Raw genomic sequence first — 24,627 nt, 5'->3', positions numbered from 1 at the left:
CACTTACTCATGATGGACCCGGGCGCGCTTGAGCAGCTTCTTGCAGCGCTCCGACAAATGCAGCACCCGCAGGTGCTTGCCGGCCTTGGTGTAACGCTCACGCAGGGTCATCAGCGCCGCAATGGCGGAATAGTCGACAAAGCTCAGGTGACGGCAATCCAGCGTCACCTGGGCCGGGTCGTTGGCCGGGTCGAACTGGTTGAGGAACGGCGTGGTCGAGGCAAAGAACAAGGTGCCATGCAAGCGATAGAGCTTGCTGCCATCGGCCTCCAGGTGTTCATCGGCATACAGCTCGCGCGCCTGTTGCCAGGCGAAGTTCAGCGCCGCAATCACGATCCCGCACAGCACGGCCGTGGCCAGGTCGGTGAACACAGTGATCACCGTCACCGCGATAATCACCAGCACGTCATTGAGCGGCACCTTGTTGATCACCCGCAAGGAGGCCCAGGCGAAGGTCTGCTGGGACACCACGAACATCACACCCACCAGCGCCGCCAGCGGGATCCGCTCGATAAACGGCGACAGGAACAGGATGAACAGCAGGATCATGACCCCGGCAAACACTCCGGAAAAACGCCCGCGCCCGCCCGAGCTGAGGTTGATCACGGTTTGCCCGATCATCGCGCAGCCGCCCATGCCGCCGAACAGGCCCGAGACCATATTCGCCGCGCCAAGGGCCACGCTTTCGCGGTCCGGGTAGCCACGGGTTTCGGTGATTTCATCGGTGAGGTTGAGGGTCAGCAGGGTTTCCAGCAGGCCGACCATGGCCATCAGGAACGCATAGGGCGCGATGATGCCGAGGGTTTCCAGGGTCCAGGGGATCTGCGGCAGGGCAAAGCTGGGGAGGCCACCAGCGATGTGGGCCATGTCGCCCAAGGTCCGAGTCGGCAAGCCCAGCAGGTACACCGCCAGGCCCACGCCGAGGATCGCCACCAATGCAGGTGGCACCGCGCGGGTGATGCGCGGCAGCAGGTAGACGATGGCCATGGTCACCAGCACCAGGCCGATCATCACGTAGAGCGGCGTGCCGCTGAGCCAGTGTTCACCGCTCTTGAAATGCTCCAACTGCGCCAGGGCGATAATGATCGCCAGGCCGTTGACGAACCCCAGCATTACCGGATGCGGCACCATGCGCACCAGCTTGCCCAGGCGCAGCAGGCCGAAGGCGACCATGATCAACCCGCCGAGCAATACCGTCGCCAGCAGGTATTCCACGCCGTGTTGCACCACCAGCGCCACGATCACCACCGCCATCGAGCCCGCCGCACCGGACACCATGCCGGGGCGGCCGCCAAACAATGCGGTCAGTGTGCAGATGATAAAGGCGCCATAGAGCCCCATCAGCGGGTTGAGGTGGGCCACCAGGGCAAAGGCGATGCATTCGGGCAGCAACGCAAACGACGTGGTGAGGCCGGCCAGGGCATCGGCGCGCAGACGGGTGAGGTTCATGAGGTACCAGGGTAATGCGGGGGATAAGGCGGGGAATGGTACGGAATTGACCGGGGCAGAACCAGATTTTTAAGGCGAGCTACACCCTGTGGTTGTGGTTACGGTTGTGGCTGTATCTGTGATTGTGGCGAGCGGGCTCGCCACAACAAGCCCTCTCGCCACAGGGAGACTTACACCATCTCGTTGCGAATCCACTCCACCACCGAAGTCCGCTTCGGCGCCCAGCCCAGCAGTTCACGGGCATGCTTGCCCCGCACCCGGCTGTTGGAGCCCAGGCCATAGTTGGCCATTTCATAGCCCCACTCGGCTTCGGCGTCGGCCAATGGCCAATCCTGCGGTTTGCCCAGGTTCAGGGCTTCAGCAATGGCGGTGGTCATGTCGATAAACGCCGCTTCGCTGCTTTCCACGAAGTAGAAGGTGCCCGGTACGTTCTGGGTCAGTGCCAGCAGGTACAGCGCCACCACGTCTTCGATGTGCACGTTGGACCAGATGTTCTGCCCGCTGCCCACATGGCGCACTACCCCACTCTTGCGCGCCTGCTTGAGCAAACGCGGCAATTGCACGCTGTCGCGCTTCACACCCAGGCTGTGACCGTAGATCAGCGTGTTGCAGATCACCGCCGAGTTCACGCCGTCGTTGGCCGCCGCCAGGATCAGGTTGTCGATGGCAACGCGTGCCGCCTTGTCGACGGTCGGCTCCGGCAGGTTGTCTTCAAAGTAGATGACATCGCTGGACTTGCCGCCCGACGCATCACCGACAATGCTTGAACCGCTGGTGTGCAGGAATGGCTTGTTCGAGCCCTTCAAGGCTGCCAGCAGGGTTTCCACGGCAGCGCGATGGTCGCTGCTCGCGGCATTGATCACCGCATCGGCCTTTTGCGCTTGCTCGGTCAATACAGCGGCGTCATCCAGGGTGCCGATCACTGGGGTAATACCCAATGCGGTCATCTCGGCCGCCTGCTCGGCGCTGCGCACCAGGCCGGTGACACTGTGACCAGCCTTGACCAGGCCGGTTGCGATGGAACCCCCGATAAAACCTGCTGCGCCGGTAACGAATACGTTCATGGAGACTGCTCCTGACTGGGTAAGTGATAGGACCAGTATCAAGGGCCGATCCCTGACGAATAAGCCCCTATTGCCCAATTCACTCTTGCGCGAAGGTCACGAATCAGCAGGCATACCGCGCCAGCTTGGCCTGCATGAAGTCGAGGAAACACTGGATGCGCAAGGCCAGCTGCGAGTTACGGTAGAACACCGCGTGGATCGGCTGGCGATAACCGCTGTTGAACGCTTCCAAGACTGGCACCAGGCGTCCGGCTTCGATGTCGTCGATGGTCATGAAGTTCGACAGGCAGCAGATGCCCTGCCCTTCCAGCGCCAAATGACGCACGGTTTCACCACTGGACGCGGCCACGCCGGGCTGGATCAACCAGCGGTCGCCCTCCACATGGCGCAGCGGCCAGTGGTTGAGGGTTTCAGTATGGGTGAACCCCAGCAAGGTGTGGTCCGCCAATTCGGCAACCGTGGTCGGCGTGCCGTATTGCTTGAGGTAGTCGGGGCTAGCGAGAATATGCAGCGGCGTACAGCCGAGCGCACGTGCGTGCAGAGTGGAGTCGGCCAACACACCGATGCGGATGGCGATGTCGGTACTCTGCTCCAGCAGGTCGATGATCAGGTCATCGCTGTTCAGCTCCAGCTGGATATCCGGGTAAAGACTGCGAAACTCCGCAATGTACGGCACGATCCCATGCAGCATAAAGGGCACCGCCGCATTGATGCGCAGGCGCCCCGCCGGTTTCTTCTGGCGTGACGACAGGCGTTCCTCCAGCTCATCCATCTGCGCCAGGATCACTTTGGCCTGTTCGAAGAAGTACTTGCCCTCCTCGGTCAGGTCCATGCGCCGCGTGGTGCGGTTGATCAGCGTGGTGTCGAGCTTGGCTTCCAGCCGCGACAAGGTGCGGCTGACCGCCGAGGGCGTTTGCCCGACTTGTTCTGCGGCAGCGGAAATCGAACCGCATTCAATCACGCTGACGAAGATCTGTAGCTCATCGGATCGGGCTTTCACAGGCGCTCCTCGTTATCGGTTCCCAGCAGCTTACACCGAGAAATTGAACACCTGCGCCAGATGCTGCTCATAGCGTGCTACGTCAGCCTCGATCGCCGGGCGCTTCATCACGTCCACGCACAAGAAGGTCGGCAGGCCGGTCATGCCAAGGAACTCGTTGGCCTTGTGGAACGGGAAGTACACCGCGTCCACGCCCTTGGCTTCGAAGAAGTCGGTCGGGTCGTCGAAGGCTTGCTGCGGCGCGTTCCAGGTCAGCGAGAGCATGTACTGCTTGCCCTGGATCAGGCCGCCGCTGCCGTACTTCTGCGACGAGTCGGAGCGCGTGCGACCGTCGCTGGCGTACAGGCTGCCGTGGCCTTCGGTGAAGACTTCGTCGATGTATTTCTTGACGATCCACGGCGCGCCCATCCACCAACCGGGCATCTGGTAGATGATCACGTCGGCCCAGAGGTATTTCGCCACTTCTTCGGCCACGTCGTAGCCTTCGTCGATGTGAGTGACTTTCACGTCGATACCGGCACGGTCCAGCACGGCCACGGCGGCGTCATGCAGGGTGCTGTTGTAGCGGCCATCGGAATGAGCGAATTTTTTGCCGCCGTTGAGCAGGAGGATTTTTTTCATGGGAGGGCATCCGTAAGGGTTAAAAATGTCTGCCGGCAGGCTATCGACATTGGCCCCTCGGAATAAGCGGCGGCACGGCAAAATACATTTGACCAGAAAGCACAAATGCACCACCAATTGTTAACCGCTGATCAGCAGATGCGCCCCCAGCAAGGCCATGCCAACGAAAAACACGCGCTTGAACAACACGGCACTGATGCGCTGACGCACCGCCTGGCCCAGCCACATGCCCAGCAGTGCCGGCACCAGCGCCAGCAGCGAGGCGTTGACCTCCCCGCCACCGAGCGTGCCGCGCCAGGCCAGCCCGGCGGCCAACGCCAGGGTGGAAACCGTGAACGACAGCCCCAGCGCCTGCACCAACTGATCACGGTTCAAGCCCAAGGCCTGCAGATAGGGCACGGCGGGAATCACGAACACGCCGGTCGCTGAAGTAATGACTCCCGTGACGATGCCGCACATAGGACCCAGCCAACGTTCAGTCTCAGGTTTTACCTTGAACGTCGGCAGGAACAATCCGCTGAGTGCATACACCAGCAACGCACCGCCCAACGCATGCCCCACCCAGCTTCCCCCGCTCATGCCCAGCCACAAGGTGCCCAACCCGGTACCGAGGAAGATCAGCAGCAACATCGGCCACAGGCGTTTGACCAATGCGCTCAAATGCCCGCCGAACGTCAGTTGCCACAGGTTGGTGATCGTCGACGGGATGATCAGCAAAGCCGCAGCCTGCGCCGGTAACATAGCCAGGCCGAGCAAGCCCATGGAGACTGTCGGCAAGCCCAGGCCGATCACACCCTTGACAGTGCCGGCCAGCACGAAGGTGCCGATCACCAGCAGCGTCATGGCGGGGCCGATGTCTTGGTAGAACGTGAGGAAGGTATTCATGGGGGGATTGTGCGGTTTTTCGGTGAGGTCGGAAATGCGCCATATACTGAGGCAGACTCTTGTTTTCCCTTAGGCTGGTGCCATGCACTTTGACTTGATCGACCTGCGCCTCTATCTGCACATCCTCGACACCGGCAACATCACCGCCGGTGCCGGGCGCAGCCATTTGTCCCTGGCCGCCGCGAGTGCGCGTATCCGGGCGATGGAGGCTTCGTTGGGTATCGAGTTCCTGGAGCGTAACCGCCGAGGTGTCACCCCAACGCCCGCCGGCAAAGCCCTGGCCCGCCACGCCCGCTTATTGCTGCAACAAGCCGAACACCTGCAGCAGGACCTGGCGGAGTACGCCAACGGCATCAAAGGCCAGGTGCGCCTGCTGTGCAACACCACCGCCCTCAGCGAATACCTGCCGGAACTGCTGGCGGACTTTCTGTGCGAGCACCCCAACCTCGATATCGACCTGCAGGAGCTGCCGAGCCTGCGCATCACCCAGGCCTTGCGCCAGGGCACGGCGGATATTGGGATCATCTCCGACGCAGTGGACACTCACGGTCTGCAGACTCTGCCCTTTCGCGACGACCCGCTGGTGCTGATCGCACCGCTGGATCATCCGTTCACCGCTGGGAGTTTTGTCGATAGCCTGCAACACGACTTTGTCGGCCTCGCCACTCACAGCGCGTTGACGGTTTATCTTGAAGAACAGGCACTGCACGCCGGCTTTCGTATGCAGACGCGCATCCGTGCCGAAGGGTTTGATGGGGTTATTCGCATGGTCGCCCGCGGCGCTGGCCTGGGTATCGTGCCCCAGGCCGCGCTGGAACGTTGGCCGCTGGAACCCAGCGTCAAGGCCCACCCTCTGCAAGAGGAGTGGGCCTGTAGGAAACTGCTGTTATGTGCGCGTTCGTTCGAACAACTGCCCGGTTATGCCAAGGCCTTGTTCGATGCCTTGGCCCTGCCCTTGCGGAAGAACCCGTAATACACCGCCGACAGAATCAGCAGAAACGGCACGCCAAACACCAGTGTCATCTTGAATGCCTCGGTGAAATACGTAGTGATCATCACCGCGCCCATCAGCACCAGCCCCAGCAACGTGCTGTAGGGAAACAGCCGCAGTTGGAACGACAATTTCGGCCCACCGTGACGCTTGCGGTAGCGCCGGAAGAACAGGTGCGTGAGGAAGATCATGAACCAGGTGAAGATAGCGCCAAACATCGAGATCGCCATCATCAGGGTGAACGAGCTTTCCGGGTACACCACGTTCAGCAACGTCGCCAGCGCAATGCCCGAACTGGACAGCAGCAACGCGTTCAACGGGATGCCGCTCTTGCTCAACGCGCCCATGGACTTGGGGGCAAAGCCGGCGCGGGACAGGCTGAACATCATGCGGGTGGTGATGTAGAGCTGGCTGTTCATCGCCGAGAGCGCGGCGATCAGGATCACGAAGTTCATCACGCCGGTCGCACCGGGAATGCCGATGGTCTGCATCACCGTGACGAACGGGCTCTGGGTCTGCCCGGCCTGGTTCCACGGCACGATGGCCAGCATCAGCGCCAGGGTCAGCAGGTAAAACACCACCAGGCGCACGATGGTCGCACGGAAGGCTTTCTTCACCGCCTGTTCCGGGTCGGCGGCTTCACCGGCGGCCACGGCGATCATCTCCACACTCAAATAGCTGAAGATCGACACGATCACCGCCATCCACATGCCGCTCAGGCCATGGGGGAAAAAGCCGTCGTGGGCCGTGTAGTTCTGCACGCCATACTCCGGGTTGCCGGAGCCGAATACCACGTACACGGCAAGGATGATGAAGCCGACAATCGCACTGATCTTGATCGTCGAAAACCAGTATTCGAAGTTGCCAAACGTCTTCACGCTGATCGCATTGAGCAGGATCAACACGCTGGAAAACGACACGATCCACACCCATTCCGGCACGTTGGCGAACCAGTACTTCATGTACATCGCCACCGCCGTGACCTCGGCGCCCACCGCCAACACAATCGCCGCCCAGTAGGCATAACGCACCAGGAACCCGGCGAGCGGGCTGATGTAGAACTCGGCATAGGCACCGAAGGAGCCCGAGGTGGAATGGGCCACCGTCATCTCCGCCAGGCACCCCATCAACAGCAAGGTGATCAATGCGCCGATGGCGTAGCTCACCAAGACACTGGGCCCGGCATAACCGATGGCGTAGGCGCTGCCCATGAACAGCCCGGTGCCAATGGCGCCGCCGATGGCGATCATGCTCATCTGGCCGGAAGTGAGCTGGCGCCGCAGGCCCAGTTCGCGGTGGGTGATCTCTGCAAAGCCGTTGTCTGGCGTGGTCACGTGGTGTGCCCCTTTATTATTGTGATTGCACAGGTGGTCGGTAGGTGTGTCAGGTGACGCTGTTGCGGACTTTGAATTGCGGCTGGTCCCAGGTGTGGTTGTCGAGGATGTCGCCAAGGATTTCCACAGCGTCAAACACCTCGGTAAAGCTCGTGTACAACGGCGTAAAACCAAACCGCATGATGCGCGGCTCACGGTAATCACCGATCACCCCACGGGCGATCAAGGCCTGGATCACCGCGTAGCCTTCGGGGTGTTCAAAGCTCACATGGCTGCCACGTCTGGCGTGCTCACGTGGGGTGATCAACTTCAAGTCATGGGCAGCGCAACGGGCTTCGACCAACGCGATAAACAGGTCGGTCAACGCCAGGGACTTGCTGCGCAAACTCGCCATATCGGTCTGGGCAAAAATCTCCAGACCGCACTCCACCATGGCCAGCGAAGTGATCGGTTGAGTGCCGCACAGGTAACGGGCGACACCGGCACTCGGTGCATACGTCGACTCCATGGCGAACTGCCGGGTATGCCCGAACCAGCCCGACAACGGCTGACGCACCACATCTACCAACGCCGGGCTCACCCACACAAACGCCTGGGAACCCGGGCCACCGTTGAGGTACTTGTAGGTGCAGCCGATCGCATAATCGGCGCCGGCCTGATGCAGGTCGATGGGCACAGCGCCTGCCGAATGCGCCAGGTCCCAGAGGCTCAGCGCGCCACACTCATGGCTCAAGGCGGTCAGCGCCTGCATGTCGTACATGTAGCCGGTCTTGTAATTGACGTGGGTGAGCATCACCACCGCCACGTCCTGATCGACCGCCTGGGGCAGTTCGTCCGGGCTGTTCACCAGGCGCAGGGAATAGCCCTGTTGCAGCAGTTCAGCCAAGCCTTCTGCGATGTACAAGTCGGTAGGGAAGTTGCTCGCCTCGCTGACGATCACCTTGCGATGCGGCTGGCGTTGACGCTGCACGGTCAATGCGGCGCTCAGCACCTTGAACAGGTTGATCGAGGTGGTATCGGTGATCACCACTTCGTTGTCACGCGCACCAATCAACGGCGCCAGGCGATTGCCCAGGCGCTGGGACAAATCCGCCCAGCCGGCGCTGTTCCAGCTGCGGATCAGCCCGTTGCCCCACTCTTCGGCAATCACCGCCTGCGCCCGCGCCAACGCCGCCACCGGGCGGGCGCCGAGCGAGTTGCCGTCGAGGTAGATCACGCCCTCCGGCAAGGCGAACTGGCTGCGCAACGGTGCCAGCGGGTCCTGGGCGTCGAGGGCTTGGCAATGGCTTCGAGGGGTCATGGGCGATCCTGGTTTTTATAAGTAAGAATGGACCAAATAATGAACGAAGTTTTAGAGAATTTTCGTGCAAAGTGAGTAGCAACAGGCTAATTAAGCTGTAGGAAATTCGAATTTAACCCCCAATCACGCGGATTTATTCTAACCATGATTCTCGACGCCACCGACCTGCGCCTCCTGCATTTCCTGCAACAGGATGGCCGCATCAGCAACCAGGAACTGGCGGAAAAAGTCGCACTGTCGCCGTCCGCCTGCCTGCGCCGTTTGCGCTTGCTGGAGAGCGAGGGAATCATCAGCGGCTACCGCGCAGTGCTGAATGCGGAGCAATTGGGGATCGAGCTGGAGGCCATCGTCCACCTGTCGTTACGCCAGGATGTGGAGGATTGGCATGAGACGTTCATCAAGAAAGTGCAGGGCTGGCCGGAAGTGGCCAGCGCCTACGTGATCACCGGCGCCAGCAACTATGTGCTGCGGGTGCAGGCCCGCAACCTCAAGCATTTTTCGGACTTTATCGTGAACCACCTGAACCGCACGGCGGGGGTGATGGATATACGCTCGGAGATTGTGCTGCAGAAGATCAAGGATCGGGATGAGGTGTTGGACCTGGTCATCCGCAAATAGCGGCAACACCACCGCACTCTGTGGGAGCTGGCTTGCCTGCGATGACGGTGGTGAATGCACCATTGCTATCGCAGGCAAGCCAGCTCCCACATTTTTAACCGCGTTTAGTCCTCAAGGGCGCGCACGCGCTGCATGCGCTTTTGCTCTACCGGCGCATCCGCCACTTGCAACTCAAAGTCGAAATCAATCTGCGCAAACCGCCCTTCCACGCCAAACTCTCGCGCCAACTGCGGATCTTCACTGAAGCGAATCTCGGCGATCAACTCATCCCGCGTCGCATAGGCAAAATCATCATGCAGGTACGGGTCATCCGACAGGTTGATCTGCGTGGTCAGGTGTCGATGCCCCGGCGCCGAAATGAAGAAGTGAATATGCGCCGGCCGCTGCCCGTGGCGCCCCAGTTGATCGAGCAGTTGCTGGGTCGGCCCGGTCGGCGGGCAGCCGTAGCCCGACGGCACGATACTGCGAAACCGGTAGTTGCCCTGAGCATCGGTCTCGATGCGCCGGCGCAGGTTGAACTCGGACTGCGTGGGATCGAACCACGAATAGGTGCCACCGGTATTGGCCTGCCACACGTCCACAATCGCCCCCGCCAGCGGCTTGCCCTCGGTGTCGCGTACTTGCCCGCGCATGAACAGCGGCACCGCGTCGTCCTTGCCATCATCCAGTCGCGCCTCATACTTCGACAGCGGCGCACCGGCCACATACAACGGGCCTTCGATGGTGCGCGGTGTGCCGCCGGATTTGCCGGCTTCCTCGTCGGCGGCGTCCATCAACAGGTCGAGGTAATGCTCCAGGCCCAGCCCGGCGGCGAGCAAGCCAGCTTCCTGGTTCTTGCCCAAGTCGTTCAGATAGTTGACCGCCTTCCAGAACTCTTCCGGGGTCACTTCCAGGTCTTCGATGATGTTCACGGTGTCGCGCAGGATCCGGTAGATCAGCGCCTTGGTACGCGGGTTACCGCCGTCATTGAGGTTGCCGCTGGCTTCTTCGAGAAACTGTTGGGCATGGGCAGTCTGGGACAGTCGGATGGACATGGTGCATTCCTCATCTTGTAGTTATTAGGGTGAAAACCGGCTTAGCGGTCATCCTCATGGATCGACGACGGGTGACGGCACAGGGCATTCACTTCGATGGCCATGTAGGGAAAGAGCGGCAGTTGCATCAACACATCGTGCAGGTCCTGCACGCTGTCGACATCGAACACGCTGTAGTTCGCGTAATGCCCGGCGATGCGCCACAGGTGGCGCCATTTGCCTTGCTGTTGCAGGCGCTGCGCCAAGGCTTTTTCTTCGGCCTTGAGCGCAGCGGCGCGCTCGGGATTCATATCGAGGGGCAGGTTCACGGTCATTTTTACGTGGAACAACATGGCAGGCGCCTCTTAGTGTTTGTCACGACGGAAGAACGCCAGGCGCTCTTCATCGATGGCCAGGCCCAGGCCCGGTGCGGTGGAAACATGCAGCTGGAAATCGCGGTACACCGGCGGTTCGGTGAGGATGTCTTCGGTGAGCAACAACGGGCCGAACAACTCGGTGCCCCATGCCAGTTTGTTCAGCGTGAGAAAGGCATGGGCCGAGGCCAGGGTGCCGATGCCGCCTTCGAGCATGGTGCCGCCGTACAGGCCGATGCCCGCCGCTTCGGCAATGGCGGCCGTACGCAGTACGGCGCGCGGGCCGCCGTTCTTGGCGATCTTCAACGCAAACACCGAGGCCGCACCTTCGCGGGCCAGGTTGAAGGCATCCTCGACACATTCGATGGACTCATCCGCCATGATCGGCGCCGGGCTCGACAGGTTGAGCCGCACCATGCCGCCACGGTTGTTGCGGGAGATGGGTTGTTCGATCAGGTCGATGCCGTTGTCGCCGAGCACCTTGCAGGCACGCAGTGCCACCGCCTCATCCCAGGCCTGGTTGACGTCGACGCGCACACTGGCGCGGTCGCCCAGGGCTTTTTTGATCGCGATCACATGGGCCAGGTCGTGGCTGACTTCACCGGCGCCGATCTTCAATTTGAAAATGCGGTGGCGGCGCAGGTCGAGCATCTTTTCCGCTTCGGCAATGTCCTTTTCCGTGTTGCCGCTGGCCAGGGTCCAGGCCACTGGCAAGGCATCGCGCACACGGCCGCCGAGCAGTTCGCTGACCGGCAGGTTCAAGCGTTTGCCCAGGGCATCGAGCAAGGCGCTTTCGATCCCGGACCTGGCAAAGGTGTTGCCGCGAATGCTGCGTTCCAGGCGCAACATGGCCGCGTTGATATTGCTCGCGTCCTGGCCGATCAGCAGCGGCGCGAAGTGGCGGTCGATGTTGACCTTGATGCTATCAGGGCTTTCATTGCCGTAGCTCAGGCCGCCAATGGTGGTGGCTTCACCGATGCCTTCGATACCGTCGGCGCAACGCAGGCGGATGATCACCAAGGTCTGGTTTTGCATCGTGTGCATCGCCAGCTTGTGCGGGCGAATGGTGGGGAGGTCGACGATGATCGTGTCGATCGACTCGATGGCGCAAATCGGCATGGCTATACCCGTTGGGTTCTTTTTAGGTTTGAGCCGATTCTGTGCCGTATTTTTAAAGGCTTCCAATATAGAATGGGTCTGAAGCAATACCCTCAAGGTATGAAAGGAGTGGTTATGGAATTGCGTCATCTGCGCTATTTCCAGGTGCTGGGGGAAACCCTCAACTTCACCCGCGCCGCCGAACGTTTGCACATCGCCCAGCCGCCGTTGAGCCGGCAGATCCAGCAATTGGAAGATGAGTTGGGGGTGATCCTGCTGGAGCGTGGCCGACCGTTGCGGCTGACCGAAGCCGGGCGGTTCTTCTATGAGCATGCCAACGTGCTGCTGGAACAACTGAGCAAGGTCTGCGACAACACCCGGCGCATCGGCCAAGGCGAGAAGACTTGGCTGGGCATCGGCTTTGCGCCCTCGACCCTGTATGGCGTGCTGCCGGAACTGATCCGCCGGCTGCGCACCCATGAGGCGCTGGAGCTGGAGTTGGGGCTGGCGGAAATGACCACCTTGCAGCAGGTCGAAGCGCTCAAGGCCGGGCGCATCGACGTGGGGTTCGGGCGGATTCGCATCGACGACCCGGCCATCGTCCAGCGCGTTTTGGTGGAGGATCGGCTGGTTGCCGTGCTGCCTGCAGGCCACCCGTTGCTCGATGCGCCCGCCACCCTCGCCCAACTGGCCGCCGAGCCCTTTGTGCTCTACCCCGGCAACCCGCGCCCCAGCTACGCCGACCATGTGATCGCGCTGTTCGACGCCCATGGCCTGAGCCTTAAGGTGGCGCAGTGGACCAACGAATTGCAGACCGCCATTGGCCTGGTCGGCGCCGGCATGGGCGTGACGCTGGTGCCCGCCTCGGTGCAAGTGCTGCACCGTGCGGACATCGGCTACACGCCGGTGGTGGAGGCCACGGCAACCTCGCCGATCATCCTCAGCCGACGGGTGAATGACCAGTCGCCGGGGCTCAGTCATTGCCTGCAACTGGTGGAAGAGTTGATCTAGCCACGCAGGCGCCGGGCATCATTACGCTGCAGGGTCTGGCTCGGAGACTCATCGAACAACTTGCGATACTCCGCCGAAAACCGCCCAAGGTGGGTAAAGCCCCAGCCCAGGGCAATCTCGGAGATGGTGCTGGTGGAGCCCTGTTCAAGGATGGCCTGGCGCACCGCAGAGAGCCGATGCTTTTTCAAATAGGCCATCGGTGACAGCGCAAAGTATTTGCGAAAGGCATCAAACAACTTGAACCGCGATACGCCGGCCGCGGCCTCCAGGTCTTCCAGATGCACGGCGTCCCGAGCATTGTCGTGGATGTACTGGCGCGCACGGATCAGGTAATGCGGCAGTTTCACACCGAGGACATCGCGCAGCTCTTCGGAGTAATTGTTCGGCTGGGCCAGGATCAGGCCCTTGATCAGCGAGCTTTCCAGGTCACGGGAAAACGCCGGTTGCTCATACAATTCACTGCCGTGTTCCAACTCCGCGATGAAGTAGCGTGCCATGCGCCACCACGCCGCCGAAGCGCCGTCCACCGCGTCCATCACCGACTCAAAGCGCAGCGGCGCCTCAATCGGCCGTTGCAGCAAACCTTCCAGCGACTCACTCATCGCCGCCCGCGTGATCACCACCTGCACCTTGCGACAGTCGCCGGAAATCGCCAGCACCTGATGCTCGTTGGGCGAGATGATCACGCCCTGGTCGCGGTTGGAGCTCAGGCGCTCACCGTTCTTGCTCAACTCCTGCTCGCCCACCAACGGCAGGCTCAGGCTGTAGCTGCTGAAGTGCTCCGCGTCTTCGATGTCGATGGTCACGTCGGTGCCGTATTCGATCACGCCCAAGGTGGTGGCGCGAGACTTGAACATGTTGGCACTGTGGTGGAAACGCAGGCGCTCGGGCGTGGCGGTGGCCAGGCGATGGGGCCCGCAGATGCCGGACATCCAGCTGCGTGCGCCCTCCAGGTCGAAGCGTTGAATCGTTTGGCTGCTCATCAGGGTGCACCCACGGCGGTTAGGCTGTTGCGCGCTCTGGCGGCGCGTCGTTGTTGTTCGACAGCAAATAATGCGCCACGCCGGCGCAATCGCCAGCGGATGGATAGCAAGGGTCGATTAAGTGGATAAGACGCTTACTTTTTCGACCCTTGCCCTGCCAGACAGTAGCGCATCCCGTCACCGCTGCGCACCGGGTTGGGTATTTGCTGCCCAATTATCCGGCGCAGGTTCCCCCACTAAGCGGATAGCCCGCGCCCTGCCCCGCTGCCTCTAATAAACCACCGATTAGCCCTATCAAAAGGTGCCTCCCATGAGTGGTGCAAGAAGCGTCGAGCAGTGGAAAACATTTATCGAAGGTTGTCTGGATTTTCGCCCGGCGGATGCAGTGTTCCGCATCGCCCGTGACATGTTCACCGAGCCGGAACTGTTCGATCTGGAGATGGAACTGATCTTCGAAAAGAACTGGATCTACGCCTGCCACGAAAGCGAACTGGCCAATAACCACGACTTCGTGACGATGCGCGCCGGGCGCCAGCCAATGATCATCACCCGCGACGGCGAAGGCCACCTCAACGCGCTGATCAACGCCTGCCAGCATCGCGGCACAACCTTGACGCGGGTCGGCAAGGGCAACCAGTCCACCTTCACCTGCCCGTTCCATGCCTGGTGCTACAAGAGCGATGGCCGGCTGGTGAAGGTCAAGGCGCCGGGGGAATACCCGGAGGGTTTCGACAAGGCGACGCGCGGGCTGAAAAAAGCCCGCATCGAGAGCTACAAAGGCTTCGTGTTCATCAGCCTGGATGTGGCAGGCACCGACAGCCTGGAAGACTTCCTGGGCGACGCCAAAGTGTTCTTCGACATGATGGTCGCCCAGTCCGCTACCGGTGAGTTGGAGGTATTGCCGGGCAAATCCGCCTACACCTACGACGGCAACTGGAAGCTGCAAAACGAGAACGGCCTGGACGGTTATCACGTCAGCACCGTGCACTACAACTACGTGGCCACGGTGCAGCATCGCCAGCAGGTGAACACCGAGAACGGTACCGGCGCAGGCAGCACCCTCGATTACAGCAAGCTTGGCGCGGGTGACGCCAACACCGATGACGGCTGGTTTGCCTTCAACAATGGTCACAGTGTGTTGTTCAGCGACATGCCCAACCCCAGCGTGCGCTCCGGCTACGCCACGATCATGCCGCGCCTGGTGGAAGAACACGGCCAGCCAAAGGCCGAGTGGATGATGCACCGCCTGCGCAACCTGAATATCTACCCCAGCCTGTTCTTCCTCGACCAGATCAGCTCGCAGCTGCGCATTATCCGCCCGGTGGCGTGGAACAAAACCGAGATCATCAGCCAGTGCCTGGGGGTGAAGGGTGAATCCGACGCGGATCGCGAAAACCGTATTCGTCAGTTCGAGGACTTTTTCAACGTGTCGGGCATGGGCACACCGGATGACCTGGTGGAATTTCGCGAAGCCCAACGCGGCTTCCAGGGCCGCCTGGAACGTTGGAGCGACATCTCACGGGGCAGCCATCGCTGGGAAACCGGCCCCACGCCCAACAGCGAAGCCATCGGCATCCAACCGGCCATGACCGGCACCGAATTCACCCATGAAGGCCTCTACGTGAACCAGCATCGCAACTGGCAGCAGTTCCTGCTCAAGGGCCTGGACAGACAAGCACTGACATTGCGGGAGGTGAAGTGATGAATGCGCAACTGCAGTACCAGATCGAGCAGTTCTTCTACCGCAAATCCGAGCTGTGCGACGCCCAGGACTGGGACGCCTATGTGCAGCTGTTCGACCCGCAGAGCGAGTTCCACCTGCCGCAGTGGGACTCGGAACACGTCTACACCCGTGATCCCAAGCGCGAGATGTCGTTGATCTACTACGCCAACCGCTCGGGCCTGGAAGACCGTGTGTTCCGTTTGCGCACCGGCAAAGCCGCGTCGGCGACACCGATGCCGCGCACCTTGCACCTGATCAATAACGTGCGCGTGGCGGAGCAGGCGGAGGGAACGCTGGAGGTGCGGCTGAACTGGCACACGTTGTTTTACCGACTGGCTACGTCAGAGCAGTTCTACGGACATGCGACCTACAGCCTCAAGCCGAATGGCGACAGTTGGTTGATCACCCGCAAGCATGCGTTGCTGCTCAACGACACCATCAACTCGGTGCTGGATTTCTATCACCTCTAACCCAGCACATCACACCTTGTGGCGAGGGAGCTTGCTCCCGCTGGGCTGCGTAGCGGCCCCAAAATCTTGTGAGCGCTGCGCACTCCAGCGGGAGCAAGCTCCCTCGCCACAAGTTATGCGCCAGCAATACATGCGTGGAGTTTCGCGAATGAATCACAAAGTAGCCTTCAGTTTTGCCGACGGCAAAACCCTGTTTTTCCCGGTGGGCTCCCATGAAATCCTGCTGGATGCAGCGCTGCGCAACGGCATCAAGATCCCACTGGATTGCCGTGAAGGTGTGTGCGGCACCTGCCAGGGCCGTTGCGAATCCGGCGATTACAGCCAGGACTATGTCGACGAAGAGGCGCTGTCCAGCCTCGACCTGCAACAGCGCAAGATGCTCAGTTGCCAGACGCGGGTGAAGTCCGACGCGACGTTCTATTTCGACTTTGATTCGAGTCTGTGCAACGCGCCGGGGCCGGTTCGGGTCAAGGGCAGCGTGAGCGCGGTGGAGCAGGTGTCGGCCAGCACGGCGATCCTGCAGGTGCAGTTGGATCAGGCGCTGGACTTTCTGCCGGGCCAATATGCCCGCCTAGCGGTGCCTGGCACGGACAGTTGGCGGTCCTATTCTTTCGCCAACCTGCCGGGCAATCACCTGCAATTTTTAGTGCGCCTGTTGCCCGATGGGGTGATGAGCAACTACCTGCGCGAGCGTTGCCAAGTGGGCGATGAGCTGTTGATGGAAGCGCCCCTTGGCGCCTTCTACCTGCGCCACGTCACCCAGCCATTGGTACTGGTGGCGGGTGGCACGGGGTTATCGGCCTTGCTGGGCATGCTCGATGAACTGGCCGCCAAGGGTTGTGACCAACCGGTGCACCTGTATTACGGCGTGCGCGGTGCCGAAGACTTGTGCGAAGCGGCGCGTATCCAGGGTTATGCTGCAAAAATTCCGAAGTTCCGCTACACCGAAGTCCTCAGCGCACCTTCAGAGGATTGGCCCGGCAAGCGCGGCTACCTCACTGAGCATTTTGACCTGGCCGAATTGCGGGACAGTTCGGCGGATATGTACCTGTGCGGCCCCCCTCCAATGGTCGAATCCATCCAGCAATGGCTGGCGGATCAGGCACTTGATGGCGTTCAGCTGTATTACGAAAAGTTTACGCAGAGTAATATCTGACCCTCAGTACTTCTGAGGGGCTGATGCGGCGTGCACTCAACCCTGAGAAAAACAAGTAGAAGGGAATGTTAATGGCGGATGACATGGTTAACCCGGTAGGCCTCAGGCGTGGCTTGAAGAACCGGCACATTCAGCTGATCGCCTTGGGAGGGGCGATCGGCACGGGGTTGTTCCTCGGCTCGGCCGGGGTGCTCAAGTCGGCGGGGCCGTCGATGATCCTGGGCTACGCGATTGCCGGTTTCATCGCGTTCCTGATCATGCGCCAGCTCGGCGAAATGATCGTTGAAGAGCCGGTGGCCGGTTCCTTCAGCCACTTCGCGCACAAATACTGGGGCGGCTACGCGGGCTTCCTGGCGGGTTGGAACTACTGGGTACTCTACGTGCTGGTGGGCATGGCCGAACTGACGGCGGTGGGCAAGTACATCCAGTTCTGGTGGCCGGAGATCCCGACCTGGGTCAGTGCACTGGTGTTCTTTGTCGCGGTGAACCTGATCAACACCCTGAACGTGAAGTTCTTCGGTGAGGCCGAGTTCTGGTTCGCGATCATCAAGGTGGTGGCGATTGTCGGCATGATCGTGCTCGGCTGCTACCTGCTGTTCAGCGGCACCGGCGGCCCACAAGCCTCGGTCAGCAACCTGTGGAGCCACGGCGGGTTCTTCCCGAATGGCGGCATGGGGCTGTTGATGTCCATGGCGTTCATCATGTTCTCGTTCGGTGGCCTGGAGCTGGTGGGCATCACTGCCGCCGAAGCCAGCGAGCCGCGCAAGGTGATCCCGAAGGCGATCAACCAGGTGGTCTACCGGATCCTGATTTTCTACGTCGGCGCCCTGACCGTACTGCTGTCGCTGTACCCGTGGGACCAGTTGCTGCAAACCCTCGGCGCCTCGGGCGATGCCTACAGCGGTAGCCCGTTCGTGCAGATCTTCTCGCTGATCGGCAACGACACCGCCGCGCACATCCTCAACTTCGTGGTGCTGACCGCGGCGTTGTCGGTGTACAACAGCGGCGTGTACTGCAACAGCCGCATGCTGTTCGGCCTGGCCGAGCAAGGCGATGCACCGAAATCGCTGATGAAGCTGAACAAGCAAGGTGTGCCGATCCGCGCCCTGGCGATTTCGGCGCTGGTGACGATGCTGTGCGTGGTGGTCAACTACGTGGCACCGCAGAGCGCGCTGGAACTGCTGTTCGCGCTGGTGGTTGCCTCACTGATGATCAACTGGGCGCTGATCAGCATCACCCACATCAAGTTCCGCAAAGCCATGGGCGAACAAGGCCTGACGCCATCGTTCAAGACCTTCTGGTTCCCGTTCAGCAACTACCTGTGCCTGGCGTTCATGGTGATGATCATCAGCGTGATGCTGGCGATTCCGGGCATCAGCGAGTCGGTGTATGCGATGCCGGTGTGGGTGGGGATTATCTACATTGCCTACCGGTTGCGGGTCAGAAAGGCCAAGATGGCAGTCGCCTGATTACTGACTGACAGCCAATAAAAAGCCCCGGAATTCCAGGGCTTTTTGTTTAGAGCGTTGAGCGTACTCGCCACAGCTCTGGGAACAGCACGGTATCTAGCATCTTGCGCAAATACCCCACCCCTTCCGTGCCACCGGTTCCCGGCTGAAAGCCGATAATCCGCTCGACCGTGGTCACATGGCGGAAGCGCCACTGACGGAACGAGTCCTCCAGGTCGATAAACTTTTCGGCCAACTGATACAAATCCCAATACCGGCTCGGATTGCGATACACCTCGCGCCACGCCGCCTCCACCGATTCATCGTGAACCGTCGCCGCCGTCGGGTCGCGCTCGGCGCGTTTCGGATCAATCGCCAGACCCGCCTTGACCATCAGGTTGATCGCCTCGTCATACAGCGACGGCGTGGCAATCGCCACTTTCAACTCGTTCAACAGCTCTGGCCGATGGGCGTGGGGCCGCAACAGCGCCGCGCTTTTATTGCCGAGGATAAATTCGATCTCACGGTACTGGAACGACTGAAACCCCGACGACTGCCCCAGGAACGGGCGGATCGACTTGTACTCCGACGGCGTCATCGTCGCCAGCACCGCCCAGGCGTGCACCAGTTGATCGAAGATCCGCGACACCCGCGCCAGCATCTTGAACGCCGGCGGCAGCTCGCCCAGGCGCACGTGTTCGCGGGCGGCCTTGAGTTCGTGGAGCATCAGTTTCATCCACAGCTCGGAGGTCTGGTGCTGGATGATGAAGAGCATTTCGTTGTGGTCCGGCGACAGCGGATGCTGGGCGCTGAGGACTTTGCCCAGGTCCAGGTAATCGCCGTAGCTCATGGACTCGGAAAAATTCAGTTCGGCGTTATGCCATTCTTCAGGCGGCTGGTAGTCAGCAGAGAAAGGACATTGGCTCATCGCGTGGGCTCCTTGAGCGGGCGCAAGATTGCGCGGACCGGGCTGGCATCGAGGTTGGCAAACCGCAGCGGCAGTGCGATCAATTCATAGTCGCCCTCCGGTACGTCATCGAGCACGATGCCTTCGAGAATCGCCATGCCATGACGGGCCACGGCGTTGTGGGAATCCATGGTCTTGGACTGCTGCGGGTCCAGGGATGGCGTATCGATGCCGATCAAGCGCACACCCAGGCTGGCTAGCAGCTCGATGGTTTGCGGAGCGATGGCGGTGAAATTCGAATCCCATTCAGTCAGCGGCGCTTGTGGATAAGTGCGCAGCAGCACGCGCTCGGGCAAGTTATCCACACGGCCTTCCAACTGATGCGGCTGCACCAGCGCACCGCTGTCCAGACAATGCAGCACCCGGCATGGCCCCAGGTACACATCCAACGACACCTCGCCAATCGGCGCGCCGTCCGCGCTGTAATGCAGCGGCGCATCCACGTGGGCGCCGGTATGTGGGGATAGCGTGATACGCCCGACATTCACCGGACACTCCGGGCCAAACTGCCACACGCGCTCTTCCTGGAACGGCGTATCCCCCGGCCAGGTCGGGGTCGCCGTACTCAAGGGCGGGCTGATATCCCACCACGTTTTTATTGGGTTCATTTCAAGGCTCTCGGCGGTTACTGGGGTGAATGATACGAGGGCCTGCTGCGAATTTTCTTGCGAACTCTGGCGCGAAGCGGGAAATCTTTCGCACTTACTGCGAGGAAATGGCGGATTGGCGATGGGTTATATCAAATAAACACCGCTGCGCTTCTGGGCATCCCGATGTCGAGTTCAGACCACTGACCCAACGCCCAAGGCCTTAGGGTGGATCTTTCCATTCCCTGCCCTGGAGACATCATGTCCAAGCCCATCACCGTACTGCGCGACACCCATCCCCTGCCGGTCCTGGACGCCTGCAAATGGGAAAAGCTCGAAGGCGACCCGCACACCGTCAACCTCAACGCCTACACCAGCGAAGACGGCAGCAAGATCATGGGCACCTGGATCTGCACCCCGGGCAAGTGGTACGTGGACTACGTGAAGTGGGAATACTGCCACTTCCAGGAAGGCTACTGCATCATCACCCCGGAAGGCCTGGAGCCGATTCACTTGCGGGCTGGGGATATCTTTGTGGTGGAGCCGGGGATGAAGGGGACGTGGGAAGTGGTCGAGACGGTGCGTAAGTATTTTGTGTTTGCTTGAGCCCTCTCTAACGCTCGCCACTCAACCTGTGGCGAGCGGGCTTGCCCCGCTCGCCACAGTAAGCGTTGTTACAACCTTATTTGGGCTTGCGATAGCTGTTGATAATCGCCGAGAAGTCCTTGCCCCCTTCCCCACGCTGGCTCATCGACTGATACAACTGCTGGGCCACAGCGCCCAGAATCACGGGTTGCTTGGCCTGACGCGCCGCTTCGGTGGCCAAGCCCAAATCCTTGAGCATCAGGTCAGCACCAAACCCACCGGTGTACCCCCGCGACGAGGGCGCGGTTTCGATGACGCCCGGCCATGGGTTGTAGGTGTCGGAACTCCAGCAACGCCCGGTCGAGCTGTTGATGATCCCCGCCAGCACTTGCGTGTCGATGCCCAGCGCATCGCCCAACGCCATGGCTTCACTGACGCCGACCATGCTGATCCCCAGCAGCAGGTTGTTGCAGATCTTGGCGATTTGCCCAGTGCCGACCTCACCGCAATGCACGATGTTGCGGCCCATCTGCGCCAGCACCGGCTGCAGGGTGGCGAACAGTTCGGGGGTGGCGCCGACCATGAAGGTCAGCGTCCCTGCGGCGGCGCCGCCGGTGCCGCCGGAGACGGGGGCGTCGGCCACGGTCACACCTTGCTTGGCCGCCGCAGCCGCCACATCGCGAATGGTCTGCGGGTCGATGGTGCTGCAATCCACCGCTGGTACGCCTGGGCCGATGCCGGCCAGTACACCGTCTTCATTCAGCCACACGCTGCGCACATGGGCAGCAGCGGGCAGCATGGTGATCACCAGTTCAGCGCCCGTGGCCGCATCACGCGGTGAATCGCTGATGGTGCCACCCAGCTCGGCCAGCTCCTTGAGCACCGTCTGGTTCAGGTCGAACAGGTTCAGCGCATGGCCGGCCTTGATCAGGTTGCGGGCCATGGGTGCGCCCATGTTGCCCAAGCCGATAAATGCAATCTTCATGGTCGTCTCCCGGAATCAGCGCAGGTTGATGGTGGTGTTGACGCCATCGTTGACCGTGTCGTCATCGAACCAGCGGCTGGTGACGGTTTTGGTCTGGGTGTAGAACTGCACCACTTGCTTGCCGTACGGGCCGAGGTCGCCGAGCTTGGAACCGCGCGAACCGGTGAAGCTGAAGAACGGCACCGGCACCGGGATCGGGATGTTGATGCCGACCTGGCCCACGTCGATTTCGCTCTGGAACTTGCGCGCCGCCGCGCCGCTCTGGGTGAACAGGCCGGTGCCGTTGCCGAACGGGTTGGCGTTGACCAGGGCGATGGCCTCGTCGAGGGTCGCCACTTCCAGCACCACCAGCACCGGGCCGAAGATTTCCTGGGTGTAGATCTGCATATCGGTGGTCACGCCCGAGAACAGGGTCGGACCGACAAAGTTGCCTTGCTCGAAGCCCGGCACCTTGATGTCGCGGCCGTCCAGTTCCAGCTTGGCGCCTTCTTTTACGCCGCTTTCAATCAGTTCCAGGATGCGTGCCTTGGCACGCTTGGAGATCACCGGGCCGACATCGGTGCCCGCTTCACTGCCCGCGTTGACCTTGAGTTTTTGCGCCAGCGCTTTCAGGTCCGGCAACCATTGCTTGGACGCGCCCACCAGCACCACCACCGAAGTGGCCATGCAACGCTGACCCGCCGCACCGAAACCGGCGCCGACCAGGGCATTGAGGGTGTGTTCGCGGTTGGCATCCGGCAGCACCACGGCGTGGTTCTTGGCGCCCATCATCGACTGCACACGCTTGCCGTGTTTGCCGGCCAGGTCATACACATGAGTACCCACGGCGGTCGAGCCGACGAAGGACACGGCCTTGATGTCTTTATGGGTGCACAGCGCATCCACCACATCCTTGCCGCCGTGCACCACGTTGAGCACGCCAGCCGGCACGCCAGCTTCCAGCGCCAGCTCCACCAGCAGCATCGTCGACAACGGGTCCTGCTCGGACGGCTTGAGCACGAAGGTGTTACCGCAAGCAATCGCCATCGGGAACATCCACAGCGGAATCATCGCCGGGAAGTTGAACGGCGTAATGCCGGCGCACACGCCAATGGGTTGGCGCAGGGTGTAGGTATCGACGCCACCGGCAACGTTTTCAGCAAACTCGCCCATTTGCAGGGTGCCAATGGAGCAGGCGTGTTCCACCACTTCCAGGCCACGGAAAATATCGCCCTCGGCATCGGCAATGGTCTTGCCCTGCTCGTTGCTGAGCACCACGGCGATGCGCTTGGAATGTTCGCGGATCAAGGCTTGCAGCTTGAGCATGATGCGCATGCGTGCGCCGATCGGCGTCAGCTTCCAGGTCTGGAAGGCACGATGGGCAGCGTCGATGGCAGCGTTGACTTCATCGGCGGTGGCGAACGGGACTTTGGCCAGCACCTCTTGGGTGGCCGGGTTGACGATGTCTTGCCACTCGGTGGTCTTGGACTCGACCCACTCGCCGTTGATCAGCAACTTGACCTGTTGCACGGAAATATCGGCAGATGCGTTCATGTGGTCTCCAATCTTATATTTATACAGAGACAAGGCGCGTAACCGCCTTGGGAAATGAGGCGTTCGGACTGTTTTTGGAGTATAGATGTGCAAATCTCTAATAAGAACGCACATAAAAGCCGGACCAATATGCAAAAAAACATCACGTCGCTGGGCTCCCTGAACTGGGATGACCTGAAGTTTTTCCTCGAAGTGGCCCGTACCCGCAAGGCCAGCGTGGCCGCCAAGCGCCTAGCGGTGGACTACACCACGGTGTCGCGGCGCATCAGTTCATTGGAAGTGTCACTCGGTACGTTGCTGTTCGAAAAATCCCGGACCAACGGCTTCGTCCTCACCACCGAAGGCCAGCGTTTGCTGGGCTACGCCGAGTCCATCGAAAGCACCCTGCACATGGCCTGCGAGCAAGTCTCCGGTTCCGGCGTGGCGCTGTCGGGCCATGTACGCATGGGCTGCACCGAAGGGTTCGGCAGCTTTTTCGTCACCCCGCAATTGAGCCACTTCGTCGACACCTACCCCGCAATCTCGGTGGACATCCTGCCCCTGCCCCACTTCATCAGCCTGTCCAAGCGCGAAGCCGACATCGTCATCGCCCTGGAACGCCCGGAACATGGGCCCTATGTGTGCTGCAAATTGTGCGACTACAAACTGCAGCTGTACGCGACCCAGGAATACCTCGACCAACACCCGCCGATCCGCAAACCGGCGGATTTGGCCGAGCATCCGTTTATCAGCTATGTGGATGACTTGGCGTTCAGCTCGGAGCTGTTGTACTTGGCCAACGTGGTGCCCGGCGCCAGCGCCAGCCTGCGCAGTACCAGCGTGATCGCGCAGTACGTGGCGGCGCAGCAAGGGCGGTCGATGGCGATATTGCCGTGTTTTTTGGCGGCGCAGGATCCACGGTTGTTGCCGGTGTTGGGGGAGCAGATTTCCATCACTCGCCAGTTCTGGATGTATTGCCGGGAGGATCTGAGGAAGTTGAAGCGGATTACGTTGTTGTGGGACTACATCAGGGAAGTGACGGAGCAGAATCAGGGGTTGTTGATGGGGGAGACCAGGGAGATCAGGTTTGCCAGTCAGTAAGTCTGCAAGGACTCAGGTGGGCAAATCCTAACGAGGTCTGAGAGGGTTTGCCAGAGGTTTGTAACCTAAGTTGGTCCTTGAGTTGTAACAGCGCAGGGCGTTCTTGGGGAACGCTCGGCAGAACTTACAGAGGCGCCCAGGCGCACGATAAGGACCCCATGCGCGCCCATGCGATAAGGCTCAGGCGCGAGAGGGGCCACGGGGGGGAACTGGCGGCGTAAGACAGTTGAGGTGGTCGTTCAGATTTTTCTGTCAGATTCTCAAGGAGCCAATCTTTGGCGCTTAGCCTCAAGACCTGCAAGCATTGAATCGCCCCGGGTTTCCTAGACACTCTCCAGGCTCGCTGCGTAAC

Annotated in this window: 24 protein-coding genes; 9 read left to right on the top strand and 15 right to left on the bottom strand. The window is 60.9% G+C overall.

The window, feature by feature from the left end:
• Positions 1–3: 3 nt before the first annotated feature.
• The 5 genes from H096_RS00120 to H096_RS00100 all read right to left on the bottom strand — a co-directional run bounded on the left by H096_RS00120 (position 4) and on the right by H096_RS00100 (position 5,019).
• Positions 4–1,449 carry a SulP family inorganic anion transporter gene (locus tag H096_RS00120; protein WP_033896181.1) on the bottom strand — a complete coding sequence of 482 codons (1,446 nt, stop codon included), beginning with the start codon at positions 1,447–1,449 and terminating at the stop codon, positions 4–6.
• Between the two features lie 170 nt (positions 1,450–1,619).
• Positions 1,620–2,513, bottom strand: a complete 894-nt coding sequence (locus H096_RS00115; RefSeq protein WP_033896180.1) for an NAD-dependent epimerase/dehydratase family protein — start codon at positions 2,511–2,513, stop codon at positions 1,620–1,622.
• Positions 2,514–2,616: 103 nt separating this feature from the next.
• Positions 2,617–3,513 (bottom strand): LysR family transcriptional regulator, encoded by an 897-nt coding sequence (locus tag H096_RS00110; RefSeq protein WP_033896179.1) that lies wholly within the window; start codon positions 3,511–3,513, stop codon positions 2,617–2,619.
• A gap of 30 nt (positions 3,514–3,543) precedes the next feature.
• A complete protein-coding gene (locus H096_RS00105) occupies positions 3,544–4,134 on the bottom strand; it encodes an NAD(P)H-dependent oxidoreductase (protein ID WP_033896178.1) in 591 nt (196 codons plus the stop codon).
• Between the two features lie 120 nt (positions 4,135–4,254).
• A complete protein-coding gene (locus H096_RS00100; RefSeq protein ID WP_033896177.1) occupies positions 4,255–5,019 on the bottom strand; it encodes a sulfite exporter TauE/SafE family protein in 765 nt (254 codons plus the stop codon).
• An 82-nt stretch (positions 5,020–5,101) separates the two neighbouring features.
• On the opposite strand from H096_RS00100, the gene H096_RS00095 reads away from it, so the two are divergent.
• Positions 5,102–5,992, top strand: a complete 891-nt coding sequence (locus H096_RS00095) for a LysR substrate-binding domain-containing protein (RefSeq protein WP_033896176.1) — start codon at positions 5,102–5,104, stop codon at positions 5,990–5,992.
• Here the strand turns inward: H096_RS00095 and H096_RS00090 are convergent.
• Both H096_RS00090 and kynU read right to left on the bottom strand, forming a co-directional pair.
• Positions 5,938–7,344: an amino acid permease gene (locus H096_RS00090; RefSeq protein WP_033896175.1), complete on the bottom strand. Its 1,407-nt coding sequence runs from the start codon at positions 7,342–7,344 to the stop codon at positions 5,938–5,940. The genes H096_RS00095 and H096_RS00090 overlap by 55 nt on opposite strands.
• 49 nt (positions 7,345–7,393) lie before the next feature.
• Positions 7,394–8,644 (bottom strand): kynureninase, encoded by a 1,251-nt coding sequence (gene kynU / locus H096_RS00085; RefSeq protein WP_033896174.1) that lies wholly within the window; start codon positions 8,642–8,644, stop codon positions 7,394–7,396.
• Positions 8,645–8,788: 144 nt separating this feature from the next.
• On the opposite strand from kynU, the gene H096_RS00080 reads away from it, so the two are divergent.
• The gene (locus H096_RS00080; RefSeq protein ID WP_016974903.1) at positions 8,789–9,262 is read left to right on the top strand and encodes an Lrp/AsnC family transcriptional regulator; all 474 of its coding nucleotides are present in this window, start codon (positions 8,789–8,791) and stop codon (positions 9,260–9,262) included.
• 104 nt (positions 9,263–9,366) lie between these two features.
• Here H096_RS00080 and catA read toward each other — a convergent pair whose 3' ends face one another.
• The 3 genes from catA to H096_RS00065 are packed head-to-tail and all read right to left on the bottom strand — an operon-like array spanning position 9,367 to position 11,768.
• The gene (gene catA / locus H096_RS00075) at positions 9,367–10,296 is read right to left on the bottom strand and encodes a catechol 1,2-dioxygenase (protein WP_033896173.1); all 930 of its coding nucleotides are present in this window, start codon (positions 10,294–10,296) and stop codon (positions 9,367–9,369) included.
• 41 nt (positions 10,297–10,337) lie between these two features.
• Positions 10,338–10,628, bottom strand: coding sequence for a muconolactone Delta-isomerase (gene catC, locus H096_RS00070; RefSeq protein ID WP_033896172.1), 291 nt, complete (start codon positions 10,626–10,628; stop codon positions 10,338–10,340).
• A gap of 12 nt (positions 10,629–10,640) precedes the next feature.
• Entirely contained in the window at positions 10,641–11,768 is a 1,128-nt protein-coding gene (locus H096_RS00065) for a muconate cycloisomerase family protein (RefSeq protein WP_033896171.1), read from the bottom strand.
• A 114-nt stretch (positions 11,769–11,882) separates the two neighbouring features.
• Here H096_RS00065 and H096_RS00060 point away from each other — a divergent pair, with 114 nt between their 5' ends.
• Positions 11,883–12,758 carry a LysR family transcriptional regulator gene (locus H096_RS00060; protein ID WP_033896170.1) on the top strand — a complete coding sequence of 292 codons (876 nt, stop codon included), beginning with the start codon at positions 11,883–11,885 and terminating at the stop codon, positions 12,756–12,758.
• Here H096_RS00060 and H096_RS00055 read toward each other — a convergent pair.
• Positions 12,755–13,741: a helix-turn-helix domain-containing protein gene (locus H096_RS00055; protein WP_033896169.1), complete on the bottom strand. Its 987-nt coding sequence runs from the start codon at positions 13,739–13,741 to the stop codon at positions 12,755–12,757. The genes H096_RS00060 and H096_RS00055 overlap by 4 nt on opposite strands.
• 310 nt (positions 13,742–14,051) lie before the next feature.
• On the opposite strand from H096_RS00055, the gene antA reads away from it, so the two are divergent.
• The 4 genes from antA (at position 14,052) to H096_RS00035 (ending at position 18,559) form a co-directional block, all read left to right on the top strand.
• Positions 14,052–15,443 carry an anthranilate 1,2-dioxygenase large subunit gene (gene antA, locus H096_RS00050; RefSeq protein ID WP_033896168.1) on the top strand — a complete coding sequence of 464 codons (1,392 nt, stop codon included), beginning with the start codon at positions 14,052–14,054 and terminating at the stop codon, positions 15,441–15,443.
• Entirely contained in the window at positions 15,443–15,934 is a 492-nt protein-coding gene (antB, locus tag H096_RS00045; protein ID WP_033896167.1) for an anthranilate 1,2-dioxygenase small subunit, read from the top strand. The genes antA and antB overlap by 1 nt, the downstream gene beginning before the upstream one ends.
• 148 nt (positions 15,935–16,082) lie before the next feature.
• On the top strand, positions 16,083–17,090 hold the full coding sequence (gene antC, locus H096_RS00040) for an anthranilate 1,2-dioxygenase electron transfer component AntC (protein ID WP_033896166.1): 1,008 nt from the start codon (positions 16,083–16,085) through the stop codon (positions 17,088–17,090).
• 71 nt (positions 17,091–17,161) lie between these two features.
• Positions 17,162–18,559, top strand: a complete 1,398-nt coding sequence (locus tag H096_RS00035; RefSeq protein WP_033896165.1) for an amino acid permease — start codon at positions 17,162–17,164, stop codon at positions 18,557–18,559.
• A 49-nt stretch (positions 18,560–18,608) separates the two neighbouring features.
• On the opposite strand, the gene kynA is transcribed toward H096_RS00035, so the two are convergent.
• Both kynA and kynB read right to left on the bottom strand, forming a co-directional pair.
• On the bottom strand, positions 18,609–19,466 hold the full coding sequence (gene kynA / locus H096_RS00030; RefSeq protein ID WP_033896164.1) for a tryptophan 2,3-dioxygenase: 858 nt from the start codon (positions 19,464–19,466) through the stop codon (positions 18,609–18,611).
• A complete protein-coding gene (kynB, locus tag H096_RS00025; RefSeq protein WP_033896163.1) occupies positions 19,463–20,113 on the bottom strand; it encodes an arylformamidase in 651 nt (216 codons plus the stop codon). Before kynB ends, kynA begins: the two co-directional genes overlap by 4 nt.
• 240 nt (positions 20,114–20,353) lie before the next feature.
• Here kynB and H096_RS00020 point away from each other — a divergent pair, with 240 nt between their 5' ends.
• Entirely contained in the window at positions 20,354–20,698 is a 345-nt protein-coding gene (locus H096_RS00020) for a cupin domain-containing protein (protein ID WP_010206533.1), read from the top strand.
• Positions 20,699–20,774: 76 nt separating this feature from the next.
• Here the strand turns inward: H096_RS00020 and mmsB are convergent, their stop codons facing one another.
• Together mmsB and H096_RS00010 are read right to left on the bottom strand one after the other, a co-directional pair.
• Positions 20,775–21,662 (bottom strand): 3-hydroxyisobutyrate dehydrogenase, encoded by an 888-nt coding sequence (gene mmsB / locus H096_RS00015; RefSeq protein WP_033896162.1) that lies wholly within the window; start codon positions 21,660–21,662, stop codon positions 20,775–20,777.
• 15 nt (positions 21,663–21,677) lie between these two features.
• Complete coding sequence (locus tag H096_RS00010; RefSeq protein ID WP_016974890.1) at positions 21,678–23,195, bottom strand: CoA-acylating methylmalonate-semialdehyde dehydrogenase; 1,518 nt, start codon at positions 23,193–23,195, stop codon at positions 21,678–21,680.
• A 129-nt stretch (positions 23,196–23,324) separates the two neighbouring features.
• On the opposite strand from H096_RS00010, the gene H096_RS00005 reads away from it, so the two are divergent.
• Positions 23,325–24,275: a LysR family transcriptional regulator gene (locus tag H096_RS00005; RefSeq protein WP_033896160.1), complete on the top strand. Its 951-nt coding sequence runs from the start codon at positions 23,325–23,327 to the stop codon at positions 24,273–24,275.
• Positions 24,276–24,627 lie beyond the last annotated feature (352 nt).

It is taken from the genome of Pseudomonas sp. FH1, assembly GCF_000510895.2.
Classification (GTDB): Bacteria; Pseudomonadota; Gammaproteobacteria; order Pseudomonadales; family Pseudomonadaceae; genus Aquipseudomonas; species Aquipseudomonas azotoformans_A.
The sequence above is the reverse complement of the archived record's forward strand: the minus strand, read 5'-3'. Positions and strand labels throughout refer to the sequence as shown.